Source organism: Promicromonospora sp. NPDC060204 (assembly GCF_042728455.1).
Lineage (GTDB): Bacteria > Actinomycetota > Actinomycetes > Actinomycetales > Cellulomonadaceae > Promicromonospora.
The window spans coordinates 1-13585 of record NZ_JBHWZO010000168.1; the positions used below are offsets into that span (position 1 = coordinate 1).

Annotated in this window: 7 protein-coding genes and 1 pseudogene; 3 read left to right on the plus strand and 5 right to left on the minus strand. The window is 70.3% G+C overall.

Going from position 1 to position 13585, the window contains the following annotated elements; genetic code table 11:
* Nucleotides 1–108: 108 nt before the first annotated feature.
* The 4 genes from ACFWEJ_RS19575 to ACFWEJ_RS19590 form a co-directional block, all read right to left on the minus strand.
* Entirely contained in the window at nucleotides 109–417 is a 309-nt protein-coding gene (locus ACFWEJ_RS19575) for a hypothetical protein (protein WP_377230866.1), read from the minus strand.
* A 147-nt stretch (nucleotides 418–564) separates the two neighbouring features.
* Nucleotides 565–1203, minus strand: a complete 639-nt coding sequence (locus ACFWEJ_RS19580) for a response regulator (RefSeq protein WP_377230872.1) — start codon at nucleotides 1201–1203, stop codon at nucleotides 565–567.
* Nucleotides 1204–1343: 140 nt separating this feature from the next.
* Nucleotides 1344–2549, minus strand: a complete 1206-nt coding sequence (locus ACFWEJ_RS19585; protein WP_377230867.1) for a sensor histidine kinase — start codon at nucleotides 2547–2549, stop codon at nucleotides 1344–1346.
* Nucleotides 2546–3379: a CPBP family intramembrane glutamic endopeptidase gene (locus tag ACFWEJ_RS19590; RefSeq protein ID WP_377230868.1), complete on the minus strand. Its 834-nt coding sequence runs from the start codon at nucleotides 3377–3379 to the stop codon at nucleotides 2546–2548. Before ACFWEJ_RS19590 ends, ACFWEJ_RS19585 begins: the two co-directional genes overlap by 4 nt.
* 130 nt (nucleotides 3380–3509) lie before the next feature.
* Between ACFWEJ_RS19590 and ACFWEJ_RS19595 the strand changes: the two genes are divergently transcribed.
* Nucleotides 3510–4100, plus strand: a complete 591-nt coding sequence (locus tag ACFWEJ_RS19595) for a uracil-DNA glycosylase family protein (RefSeq protein ID WP_377230869.1) — start codon at nucleotides 3510–3512, stop codon at nucleotides 4098–4100.
* Between the two features lie 47 nt (nucleotides 4101–4147).
* Here the strand turns inward: ACFWEJ_RS19595 and ACFWEJ_RS19600 are convergent, their stop codons facing one another.
* A complete protein-coding gene (locus tag ACFWEJ_RS19600) occupies nucleotides 4148–4459 on the minus strand; it encodes a hypothetical protein (protein WP_377230870.1) in 312 nt (103 codons plus the stop codon).
* A gap of 269 nt (nucleotides 4460–4728) precedes the next feature.
* Here ACFWEJ_RS19600 and ACFWEJ_RS19605 point away from each other — a divergent pair, with 269 nt between their 5' ends.
* On the plus strand, nucleotides 4729–13431 hold the full coding sequence (locus ACFWEJ_RS19605; protein ID WP_377230871.1) for a DNRLRE domain-containing protein: 8703 nt from the start codon (nucleotides 4729–4731) through the stop codon (nucleotides 13429–13431).
* A pseudogene (locus ACFWEJ_RS19610) lies at nucleotides 13329–13585 on the plus strand (hypothetical protein); the annotation flags it as partial. The gene ACFWEJ_RS19605 and the pseudogene ACFWEJ_RS19610, both read left to right, overlap by 103 nt.

Sequence of the window (13585 nt, forward strand, 5' to 3'; positions counted from 1 at the left end):
GTTTCTTCGCTTTCGGACAGTCGAAAGCGAAGAAACCTGGGCCTCAAAGGGGATGGCGACGCCGGGCAGGACCCCGGGCGCGCCGTGCGTCGACGTCAGCCCTCGGCGTCAGCCCTCGAAGTCGACGTTGCCGCGGCAGGCGACGCCGGGGCTGGGCACGGCGGCCTTGAGCCCGTGGCTCACGTACTTGCCGTAGCTCTGGACCCGTCCGTCCGTGACGAAGTCGTCGTTGAACTCGGGCGGCTGGTTCTCCTGCGCGTCGGGCAGGTCACGGCCCGAGAACGCGCACGCCGAGCTGGCCTTGTGCGCGCCCGGGATCGGGTCGCCGTTGCCGTTGGTCTCGCCCGCCATGGCCGACATGGCGCCGCCGAGGGTCAGCCCCGCTGTGACGACGCACGTCAGGATGACACGCCTCATGTTCACCACCTCCTTGTGGTGAAGGGCGTCCGGGTAGGTCGGTCGGACCCGGTCCGCCCTCCGGACTTTCAACGTACGTCCGGGCCGTGGGCGCTACCGCCTGGTGCCAAGAGATCACCCGGACCCGCGGACGTCGGCCCTCGTCTGTCAGGTCACCAGGCCCGTGCGGTAGGCGTACACGACGGCCTGCACGCGGTCGCGCAGGTTGAGCTTGGCCAGGAGCCGCGACACGTAGGTCTTGACGGTCTCCTGGCTGATCACCAGGGTCGCGGCGATCTCGCTGTTGGACCGGCCGTCGGCGATGAGGCGCAGCACCTCCAGCTCGCGCGGGGTCAGGGTCGTGTCGGCGGGGGCGTTCCCGGCGGGCCGGATCCGGGCCGCGTACCGGCCGACGAGCTGCCGGGTCACCTCGGGGGCCAGCAGCGCGGCGCCGCTCGCGACCGTCCGGATCCCCTGCAGGAGCTGGGCTGCCGGGGCGTCCTTGAGCAGGAACCCGCTGGCCCCCGAGCGCAGCGCCTCGTAGACGTACTCGTCCAGGTTGAACGTGGTCACAACGAGCACCTTGACGGGGCGCTCCACCCCGGCGCCGGCGAGCAGGCGGGTCGCCTCGATGCCGTCGAGCACCGGCATCCGCACGTCCATCACCACGACGTCCGGCTCCAGCCGGCGGGCGAGGTCGACGGCGGCGCGCCCGTCCGCGCACTCGCCCACCACCTCCAGGTCGGGCTGGGCGTCGATGATCGTCGCGAAGCCGGTGCGGATCAGGGCCTGGTCGTCGCACACCAGGACGCGGACGGGCGGGTTCGCGGCAGGGCCGGTCGCCGTGGCAGGGCCGACGGACGCCGCGGAGGGCGCAGCCGCCGCGGCCGGGCCGACCGGTGCTGCGGACGCCGAGCGCGCCCCGAACCCGGCCGACTCGCCCGCGCTCACGACCGGCTTCCCGCCGCCGAGTACGTGCGGGGCACGCGCGCCCGGACGACGAAGCCGCCGTCGTCCAGCCGCTGCGTGCCGAACTCGCCGCCCAGGGCCTCGACGCGCTCGCGCAGCCCGGCCAGCCCTCGGCCGCTGCCGCCGGGGACAACAACCGGGGCCACGGCCCCCGAAAACCCACCGGATCCCGAACCACCACCCCGCCCCGCTGTGCTGACCTCCACCACGACCTCCAGTTCCGTGTGCCGCACCGCCACCGTCGTCGGCGCGCCGTGCGCGTGCTTGAGCGCGTTCGTCAGGGCCTCCTGCACCACGCGGTAGGCGGTCAGCCCGGCGCTGTCCGCCGACCCGGCCGGCTCGCCCTCCTCGGTCAGGTCCACGGGCTGCCCGGCCCGGCGCGTCTGCTCCACGAGCACGCGGACCTCGGCGGCGGACGGCGTCCGGGCGGCGCCGTCGTGCCCCGGATCGAGCAGGTCCAGCAGGTGCCGCAGGTCGGCGATGGCGCGCCGGCCCGTGTCCGTGACGGCGTCCAGGGACTGCTCCAGGCGGTCGGGCACCGCCGTCAGATACTTCGCCGCCTCGGTCTGCACCACCATCGCGGTGACGTGGTGCGTCACCACGTCGTGCAGCTCGCGGGCAATACGGGTGCGCTCCGCCGTCAGCGTGTCCTGCGCGACCCGGCGTCGGCGCTCGGCCTCGGCCGCCCGGGTGGAGCGCAGCCAGGCGCCGATGCCCCACGCGAGGGCCATCGCCAGGTAGAACGTCACGAACTCGTCCAGGCGCTCGGCCCCGGTCAGCCGGTCGAGCTCGACCGCGAGCGCCACGTAGCCGACGGTCAGGACCCCAGCGACCACGCGCCGTCGTCGGCCCAGGTGGGCGCCCGTGCTGACGAGCGCGATGCCGAGCGCGTTGCCAGCGAACGAGTGGTAGCCGAACAACTGGCCGGCGGCGAAGCCGGCCGCGACGAGCAGCATGGTGAGGGCGGGCCACCGCCGTCGGACGGCGAGGGGGAGGCACTCCAGGGCGATGACCAGCACCGCCCACCCGTCCAGGGGGCGGGCGGGCAGCTCGCCGACCTGGGTGCCGTTGTCGCGCAGCGCGGGCAGGAAGGCCGCGCCGGCGAGCCCGAGGGCGAGCGGCAGGTCCCGGACCGTGACGTCGAGACGGCGCCACCGGTCCGGGACCTGCCTCAGCTCGATCACCGGGGGAGCCTAGCGGCCACCTCGGCGCGGGCGGCGCGGCGGGCCGGCACGATGTGGCCGCGCCGGTGGGCGATGACGAGGAAGATCGCGGCGGTGATCGCGCAGAACACCACGGAGTAGAGGCTGCCCTCGGGGCCGAAGGTGCCGCCGGTGACCAGCACGTGGCCCTGCGTGGTGGCGTCGAGCAGGCCCTGCGGGGTGTCGTTGCCGGAGACCTCGGTGCTGAAGATGGCGCTGCCGGCGATGTTCCAGCCGAGGTGCAGGCCGATCGGCACCCAGAGCTTGCGGGTGGCGACGTACGCGGCGGTGAGCATGCCGCCGGCCTCGATGGCGATGGCGACGGCGCCCCACAGGGTGGCGTTGGCGTTGAGCAGGTGCGCCAGGCCGAACAGCAGGCCGGTGATCGTCAGCGCGATCCAGGTGCCGGTCCAGCCCTCGACGATCCGGAACAGGACGCCGCGCCACATCAGCTCCTCGGTCACGGCCGCGGCGGCCATGAAACCGACCAACCCCAGGGCGCCGAGCGGCGAGCCGAGGCCGTGCACGGTGTAGCTGCCGAGGAAGGCGAGGTTGATGATGACCAGGCCGAACAGACCGAGGCCGAGCAGCGTGCCCCAGGCCAGCGCGGGCGCCCCGCCCTTGAGGGCCACCTCGACGACGGGGCGCCGCTCGGTCAGCCGCACCACCCACCTGTAGACGACGACGCCGACCACGGCCGTGGCGAGGCCGACGGCGAGCGTCAGCCAGGGGCTGTCCTGGACCGCCACGAGGCCTTGGCCGCCGAGGAACGAGACCGCCACGATCGCGATGAGCTGCCACACCAGACGCACGATGACTCCTTGGGAAGGGGCCGCGGCCGGGCGCCGCGGGGTACCCCGAACGCTATGAATTCCCAGGTCAGCAGTCGTCACCGCGGGGTGGACACTCGCGGGTAGCTCGCACGGGGGACAGACTGGGCCCGTGGCCAGCACCCTCGACCTGATCCGCGCGGAGATCGCCGCGGACCCGTCCAACGCGTGGGCCGCCGAGCTCGGCTGGGCGCCGCTCTACTCGGTTTCGGAGGGCGCCCGGATCGCCCTGGTGGGGCAGGCCCCCGGCCGCAAGGCCCAGGAGAGCGGCAAACCCTGGAACGACGCCAGCGGCGTGAAGCTGCGGTCCTGGCTCGGCGTGACCGACGAGCAGTTCTACGATCCTGACCTGTTCGCGATCCTCCCGATGGACTTCTACTACCCCGGCAAGGGGGCGTCCGGCGACCTGCCGCCGCGCAAAGATTTCGCAGGGCGGTGGCATCCGCGGATCCTCGCCGAGCTGCCGCGCCTGAGTCTCACGGTCTTGGTGGGCAGCTACGCCCAGAAGTACTACCTGGGCGGCCGGGCCAAGAAGAGCCTGACGGAGACCGTGCGGGCCTACCGGGAGTACCTGCCGGAGACCGTGCCGCTGGTGCACCCGTCGCCGCTCAACTTCCGCTGGCAGGCCAAGAACCCCTGGTTCGAGGCGGACGTCGTGCCGGAGCTGCGGACGCTGGTGGCGGGGGCGCTCGCGGGGACCTGACCGGCGTGTGCGGGGTGGGTGCGCGGGACCGAGAAGGGGGCCGGCCGTCAGGCCGCGTCCTCGGATGCCGGCACCGGCTCGGGCGGATCCGTGTCGTCGAACCCGCGGAGCGCCTCGTTCAGCAGGCGGGCCGACTTCGCGAGCTCCAGGATCTGCTCGCCCTTGGCCGTCGGCTGCCAGCTGCCCTCGCTGTAGGTCAGCACGTCGTCGTCGTACGCCTGCCGCGTCGCCATGAGGTGGTACTTGACCGTAGCGGAGTCGCGTTCGAGAGCGTTGGCTGCCGCTCCGTACGAGCCGCTCTCGTGGAGCGTGAGTACGGCTAGCAGGTTCTCGCTGGTGGCCCTCTTGGAGCTCCCCATCGTGGCGGTTCCTTCCCCCAACCCTCAGCTTCGCGGCATGGACCGACACCGTAAGCAGGTCGACGAGCGGACGTCAAAGTCCGACATATCCCGATATTCAGTTTCACCCGTAGGTTTTCTTCCTCTGTTCGTCCTGAGCAGGCGCTGGTTCGCTACCGGAGGTTTCTTGACCTCTGCCTGGAAGTGGTGGAGGCGCCGCTCAGGGGGTTTCGATGGTGCGCAGGACGACCGGTCCGGTTGCGGTTTCGACGACGCTGCCCAGGCCTGGCGTGCGGTGGTGGATCCGCGCGTCGACGGTGGGGGTGACTGCCGCCGCGCTCGTCGGCGTGTACCTGGTGCCGGCGGCGCCCGCCCTTGCGACGCCTGACGACGGGCTCTCCGAGGCGGATCGCGCGGCTGCGGCGGAGGCCGCGGCCCCGCCGTCCGACACCTCGCCCGACCAGGACCGGGACAAGGGCGGGAACTGGTTCACGGACCTGTTCGGCGGCGGTGACGACGAGCCCGAGGGCGAGCCGATCCCCGCGGACGCCCCGCTCGCGACGCAGCAGCACCCGGTCGACGCGCCGATCGCGACGGCCGGTGAGCCGGGCGAGCGGGTCCGCGAGCTGACGGGCAAGCGCACGGTCAACACCCGGACGTTCCTGCTGGACGACGGCCAGCGCCAGGTCGAGCTGTCGGCCGAGCCGCTGTTCTACGAGACCGCGCGCGACGGCCTGACCGAGATCGACACGACGGTCGCCGCGACCGGCAAGGCCGTAGCCGGTGCGGAGGCCAAGGGCCTGTCCGCGAAGGCGGGCAAGGCCGCCACCTCGGACGGCTGGTCCCACGCGAGCGTGGCGAACACCGCCCGCGCGTACTTCGGCCAGCGGCCGGACCGGGTCGTGCGGGTGGAGGACGCCGCGGGCCGGGGTGTGACGCTCGGGCTGCCCGACGCCGAGGCGGACGACCTGTCCTCCCCGCGGGTCGACGGCGACACCGTCACGCACCCGGACGTCGCGGCGCTGGGCGGCGCGGACCTGTCGTACGAGGTGCTGCCCGGTCGGGTCAAGGAGTCGATCGTCCTGGCCGAGGCCCCGAGTGGGGCCGACCCGGCCGAGTTCACGTTCACGCTGTCCGACCTCGGCGACCTGACCCCGCGGGTCGAGGACGACGGCTCGATCGGCTTCTACTCCGAGCTCGCCCCCGAGCCGGTGGCGTCGATCCCCGCCGGCGTGATGTGGGACTCGCGCGAGGCCGAGACCACGCAGGGCGGCAAGCTGTCCGCCGCCGACGACCAGGGCGCGGCCGTCTCGACGGACGTGGACTACGCGCTCGAGCGGGCGGGCGGCAGTTCGGGCAAGGGTGCCTGGACCCTGACCGTGACGCCGGACGAGGAGTGGCTCACCGACGAGGCGCGGGTGTGGCCGGTGACGGTGGACCCGACGATCATCGTCTCGCCGACGGGTGACTTCTCGAAGGACACGATGATCCTGTCGGAGGCACCGACCACCAGCTACTTCGCGTCGTCGCGGCTCTCGGTCGGTCGTACCGAGGGCGGCGTCGCGCGGTCGATGGTGCAGTTCCCGGATCTGGTCGGTGACGACGGCGTGGTGCCGGTGGGTGCCAACGTCACGCATGCCGACCTGCAGCTCTATTTCGACCAGGCGCACACCGACTGGGCGACGCGCGTGCCGCTGGAGGTGCGTGAGGTCACCGCACCGTGGACGTCCGCCAGCACCACGTGGAACAGCGCGAACGGCCTGATGGGCGCGGTCGCGGGCACGCGCCGCACCCTGAACAACGTCTCACCGTACGCGTCGGCGACGGGCAACTGGCCCGCCTCGGCGACGGGCGCGGACGGGTTCGGCGGCGACTACCAGTTCAACCGGGACACGATCGCGGGCGACATCTTCACCTGGACCCCCGACCTGCCGGCCTCCGGGCTGTGGCAGGTGTGGCTGCACAACGTGACCGGTACCAACCGGTCCACGCAGGTGCCGGTGCGGATCACGCACGCCACCAGCAACCCGGTGCACACCTACACGGTGAACCAGCAGGCGGCTACGGGATGGAGCCAGGTCGCCGCGCACACCTTCGACGCCGGCACCAGCGGCAAGGTGGAGATCCTGGACACGCCGGCGACGTCGTCGACGGCGGTGATCGCGGACGGGGTGCGGTTCATCAAGGACGCCACCGAGGTCCGGACGGCCGGCGAGATCGGCAAGTGGCACACCTATGACGTGAGCGGCACGGTCGGCGAGTGGGCCAAGACCCCCACGCTCGACAACGGGTTCATGATCAAGGCGGCCGACGAGACCGCCGCAGGCCCCCTGGGTGGTCCGCGCTACGAGGCGGGTGAGAACGCCTACGGCGGCGAGACCCGCAACATGCCGCGGCTGACGGTCACCTACGGCCAGCCCGGTGTGGTCATGGACATCCCGGACACCATCCACGCCACGGGCGCGGAGCTGTCCTGGTCGGCGTACAAGGACCCGTCGTCGGCCACGAGCGACAACCTGGTGGAGTACCAGGTGCACCGCTCGGTCTCGCAGACCTTCGATCCCACGGCCACCACGCTGGTGGCGCCGGTGGCCCCGGGGACCACGTCGTTCGTCGACACGACGGCGGTGCCGACCGCCGCCGACGCGACGGGCGAGGGCAAGCTGTACTACTACCAGGTCGCGGTGAAGCGTAAGGACGGCGCGATCGTGCCGTCCTCGACGCAGATCGTGCGCCTGCCCAAGGCCGGGCACACGACCAAGGTCATCCGGGCCACGGGGGACACCTCGCTCGCGTCGGCCCAGCCGAACGCCAACTGGGACTCGGTGCAGGACATCACCACGCAGCGCTGGGACCTGGTCGGGAACGCGTCCACGGTCTACGGCGACACGCGCACGGTCATGGAGTTCGAGGACTGGACGGTTCCGGCCGGGGCGGTCGTCACGGACGCGCAGCTGCGGATGTGGCAGGAGACCACCGAGACCACCCGCACGAACCCTGACGGGTCGATGATCTACCCGACCCAGGGCGTGTACGAGCTGCGCCGCGCCACGGTGGACTTCGACGAGACGAAGGCGACCTGGAACGACCCGGACGGGACCGGTCCGGGCACCTGGAACGCGGGCGGCAGCTTCACGTCTGTCGCGCAGTCCTCCGTGTCGAGTGTGGGCGAGGGCCCGTCGCGCCTGTCCTGGGACGCGAAGGCGGTGACCCAGGCGTTCGTGGACAACCCGACCTGGCACAAGTCGCTCCTGGTGAAGATGGCTGACGAGGCCGCGTCCCAGGACCGGTCCCTTTTCGCCTCGGGTGAGGCCGAGGACAACAACGGCCTGGAGCGTTCGGGACCGCGCCTGTCGGTCACGTACCTGTCCACGGCTCCGGAGGACACGTTCTACGCGCCGGACACCCCGGAGCGGATGACGCCGGGCACGACCTACCAGGTGCCGGTGACGGTCTCGAACACGACCTCGACCACCTGGGTCAAGGGCTCGCAGGCGCTGGTCGCGTCCTGGACGCTGCCGGACGGTTCCGTGGCGCCGGGCTCGACCTCGACGACGACGGCGCTGCCGCAGGACCTGTCGTCCGGGGAGGTCGCCGACATCACGGCGTCCGTCGTCGCACCGCCCGTCAGCGACGGAAACCTGCGCTCGGACTACTCGCTGTCGTGGGCGATCGCGAACACCGCTTCGGCGGCGCAGGCGAAGACCGCTCGCCAGGAGGCCGAGGCCGCGGGTGAGGACTCGGTCGAGGCCGCGGCGTCGGCCCGGGGCCTGGACACCGTCGCCACCGCGGACCTGGCCGAGAAGACCGAGGCCGGCGCGCTGGCCGCGGCCGGCATCGCGGCGCTGCCCGCGGGCCAGCTCAAGCAGAACGTCGCGGTCGAGGACCCGACGTCCGACCAGCTGGGCCTGGAGAGCTTCTACACCTACGCCGGGAAGAACACCGGCGCCGGGGCCACGGTGATGAACAACGTGGCGGCGGGCAACGCCGTCTGGTCGTACGACGCGTTCAGCAACCCGGGCCGCGGGCTGTCGACCTTCGCGCGGTTCTCGTACAACTCGCAGGACACCTCCGACACTGTCTCCGGCTTCGGCTGGTCGGCGCAGGTGTCCGGGCCGATCCGGCTCGGCGCCCCGCTCGAGTTCCACCCGAACAACTCGCCGCGCGAGGTCATGCTGCCCGACGGCGACGGCACGACCCACGTCTTCCGGCTGAACACCACCACGGGCCAGTGGGACGCGCCCGCGGGCGTCAACTACCGGCTGACGCAGAAGGCCGGTGTGGACTGCCGCGCGTCCAACAAGGACCCGGACCCGGACGCCTGGACGATGCTGCGCCCGGACGGCACGAAGTTCGTGTTCGGCTGCGACGGCTACCTGAACCAGGTGATCGACAAGAACGGCAACACGCAGCAGTTCACGTACGCCGAGCGCCAGTCGAACAACCAGCCCCGCAAGTTCCTGCAGTACGTCACCGACCCCACGGGCCGGCAGACGCTGACGGTGAACTACTGGACCAAGGGCCAGACCGGCTGGCAGTACGTGGACGAGGCCACCGGCAACCTGGTGGCCGGGTCGGGCGGGCTGAACAACTCAAAGATCTACGACCACGTGCGGTCGATCACCGACATCTCCGGCCGGAAGATCGAGTTCTACTACACCGGCAAGGGCCTTATGGGCCGGATGATCGACGGCGCGGGCGCCACCGACGCGTCGGGCGCGTCGATCGCCAAGACGTTCAAGTTCACCTACGACGCCGACCAGGGCAACAAGAACGCGAAGCTCACGCGGATCACCGACCCGCGGGGCAACGACACGGAGCTGTCGTACTTCTACCCGTCCGAGGGCGACGACCCGAAGGACCACTGGTCGGTGCAGACGATCACCGACCGCAACGACGGCGTGACGACGTTCGACTACGCGCCGCACACCACGGCCGGGTGGTGGAACTCGACCGTCACGGACGCCGAGGACCACGTCACGAAGTACGTGTCGGACGACTTCGGCCGTCCGCGGTCGGTGACGAACGCGAAGGACGAGACCGTCGCCCTGACCTGGGACACGGACAACAACGTCCGGACGCTGACCGAGGCGAACGGCGCGGTGACCGCGTACTGCTACGACCCGAAGACCGGGTACCCGCTGTGGCAGCGCGACGCCGAGCAGAACGACGCGCGTGGCGGGGCTCCGGCCGCGTCCGAGTGTGTGCCCGGGGAGACGGCGGAGCAGGCTCCGCCCGGTGCGCAGGTCATGGAGTACCTGACCTGGGACGGCGGGTACGTCGCGCAGATCGCGAAGACGACCTCGCCGCAGGGCCGCAAGAACCAGTTCACGTATGACACCAAGGGCAACCTGCTGACCGTCACGGACGGCAAGGGCATCGCGACGGCGACGGCGGGCGACTACACGACGTCGTACACGTACGACACGTTCGGGCAGCTGTTGACGGCCAAGGACGCGAACGAGAACGTCACCGAGTACCGCGAGTACACCGACGTGGGCTACCCCGTGGTGACCGAGGACGCGCTGGGCAACGTCTCGCGGACCACGTACTCGAACGACGGGCGCGGCCTGGTGACGCAGGTCGAGGACCCGCTGGACGGGCTGGTCACGCAGGCGTATGACGCGTTCGGGCGGCCTCTGGCTTCGACGGTACGCAAGTCGGCGGACGAGACGATCACGACGCCGGCGCCGGTGTACGACGCGAACGACAACGTGACGACCTCCACCGCGCCGAACGGGGCGGTGTCCACGGCGACGTACGACAAGACCGACCAGGTCACGAAGTCGACGATGCCGAAGGACACGCCCACCGGTCCGGAGCGCGCGAGCGTGTACGCCTATGACACGGTCGGCAACCTCGCCACGGTGACCGAGCCCAAGGGTGTGGCCACCACCGGCGACGCCACGGACTTCGTCACGACCTACGGGTACGACGCGATCTACCAGCAGGCGTCGGTGACCAACGCCGACGGCGACGTCATCAGGTACAGCTACGACGAGGTCGGCAACCTGGTCAAGACGGTCGACCCGAAGAAGAACGCCACGGCGGACCCGGACGACTTCACGTCCACGACCGAGTACGACCTGAACCACCGGCCGGTCTCGGCGACGGACGCGGCCGGCAACTCGAGCTCGACGGAGTACGACGCGGACGGCCTGGCGCTCTCCTCGACGGACCCGGACGGCAACACCTCGTACGTCACCTATGACGAGCGTGGCGCCCAGGTGGAGACCAAGACGCCGCACGAGAGCGTCGGCGGCGTGGTGCAGTACCGGACCACGAAGGTGGAGTACGACGAGGTCGGCAACACCACGCGGGTGATCACACCGCGAGGCGTGGCGACGGCCAACGCGGACGACTTCGCGTCGCGGACGGAGTACGACGCACTGAACCGGCCGGTCAAGCAGTTCCAGCCGTACGACCCGGCCGACAGCCGGTACAACGACGCCAACGTGTTCACGCAGACGACGTACGACGCGGCGGGCCGCGCGGTGAAGACGTCGATGCCGCCGTCGGAGGGTCAGACGGCGCGCAACGAGTCGACCACGGAGTACTTCGACAACGGGTGGATCAAGACGTCCGACGACGCCTGGGACATCTCCACGACGTACGAGTACGACGACCTGGGTGCGCAGACGGCGCGCACGCTCACCTCGGCGGACGGTTCCGCGAACCGCACGATGACCTGGTCGTACTTCCCGGACGGGAAGCTGAAGACCAAGGCTGACGACGGTGTGCCGGTGGGGTCGCACTCGGTGGTGACGGACAACGACACGGCCGGGCTGGTCACCGCGACGGGTACGTGGGCGACGGCGTCGGTGGCGGGCGAGCAGGGGACCAACCACCGCACGCACGCGGCGGCGACGTCGAGCACGGACAAGTTCACGTGGACCCTGGACGCGCCGGCGGACGGGACGTACAAGGTGGCGGTGACGTACCCGCAGGTGTCGGGTGCGGCCACGGACGCGAAGTTCGAGCTGACGCACGGCAAGGACGGGGACGGTCACGGCGGTGTGGTGACCGAGCCGGCCTACACGGTCAACCAGACCACGGGTGCCGCCGGGTGGAAGGACGTCGGCCAGGTCGTGCTGCGCAAGGGCGACCCGGTGACGGTGACGCTGAAGCCGTCGGCGACGGGCAAGGTGATCGCCGACGGGGTGCGGCTGGTGCGGGACAACGCCGCCGACAACGACACGGAGGCGCGGGCGTTCGCGTACTCGTACGACGTCAACGGGAACCTCACGGGGATCAACGACACCTCGTCGGGTGCTCGGGCGGACGACTACCAGGTCACCTACACCGGGCTGAACCAGGTCGCGAGCGTCAAGGAGGCGCTGGCGGGTCAGGACACGGCGACGACGTCGTACACGTACGACGTGCTGGGGCAGCCGCTGACGGTGGCGCACCCGGACCAGCGGTCGGAGTACACCTACGACCTTGCGCTCGATGCTCGGGGCCCGCTCACGTCCTTGTCGGTGGACGACCTGAACGACACCGCGGCGGCGAAGGTGACCCGGTACACGTACGACAACCGGGGTATGCGGGCGACGGAAAAGAAGGCCAACGGGAACGTCGTCACCAACGGGTACTTCCTGGACGGCGCGCTCAAGTCGCTGCGTGAGGAGAAGTCGGGCGGTGCGCTGGTCGCGTCGCACGCCTACACCTACGACAACAACGGCAACAAGGCCACCGACGTCGCCTCCAAGGCGAATGCCGATGTGGCAGGTGCGTTCCTGAACAGCACCACGACGTACTCGTACGACCCGGTGGACCGGCTCTCCCAGTCGGTGAAGACCGGCAACGGGGCCAAGACCGAGACGTACGTGCACGATGACAACGCGAACGTCATCTCGCAGAACGTGGGCGAGACGGCGACGACGTACGCCTACGACCGCAACCGGCTGCTGACGGCGACGGCTGATGGTGCGACGGCGTCCTACCGGTACGACCCCTTCGGTCGGCAGACGTCGGTGGTCTCGGCGGGGCTGACGATCAGCCGGACGACGTACGACGGGTTCGACCACATCGCCGCGTCGGAGAAGCTGAACGAGTCCGGCGGGATGGAATCGACGACCTACTCGTACGACCCGCTGGACCGGACCGCGTCCAAGACCGCCGGCGGCGAGACGACGGACTACACCTACCTCGGGTTGACGTCGGAGGTGCTGGGCGAGGAGGTCGCCGGTGAGCTGACGAAGTCGTACCAGTACTCACCGTGGGGTCAGCGGCTGTCGCAGATCACGCACCAGGCCGACCCGGAGGCGGGCGTCGAGGCGGGGGAGAGCGCGTACTACGGGTACAACGCACACACCGATGTCGAGACGCTGACCGACGATGCAGGTGACGCGGTCGCGACCTATGGATACACCGCCTATGGCGACGCCGACGATGCGGAGTACTCCGGGATCGACAAGCCCGAGGCCGGCGCGCCGGAGGATGCGGAGCCGTATAACGCCTACCGGTACAACGCCAAGAGGTGGGATGCCAGCACCGGGACCTACGACATGGGGTTCCGTGACTACTCACCGGGCCTGAACCGGTTCACGACCCGCGACATGTACAACGGAGCCCTGGCCGACTTCGGGCTCGGGAGTGACCCGTACACCGGCAACCGGTACGCCTTCGGCGCTGGGAACCCGATCTCCATGATCGAGATCGACGGGCACAGATTCGTCCCGGGGATCTTCTTCGACACTCTCATCTCGAACGTTACTGAGTCGGCAGAGTACCTCGTCGGATTCGGATCAACCTTCGGGAGCTGCGTAGCCGACGGAGCCAGGCCAGCTTTTCCGAACAGGCTCAGGGCTATGCTGACGCGGCAACCGGCTTCTATGACGACTTTGCCGCAGGCAGGCAGGACGAAGCCTACGCAGGATTCGTCGGCGTCATGCTTGGAGGCGCTGTCCTCCGCAAGCCTGGCGGGGGGACGAGTGGTGGCACCTCGACCGCGCTCCGTTCCGAAGCTTCGGGGGCGGCCGGCAATTGGCTGAAGGGTTCGCACGGCAATGCTGGATGGATTCCTAAGAGGATCAAGGACGCCATGAATGCCGGGACGTACGGTTCTTGGAAAGAATTTAGGGAAGCGTTCTGGAAGACCGTGGCGGCTGATGACGAGCTAGCAGGTCAGTTCAGTCGAAACAACCG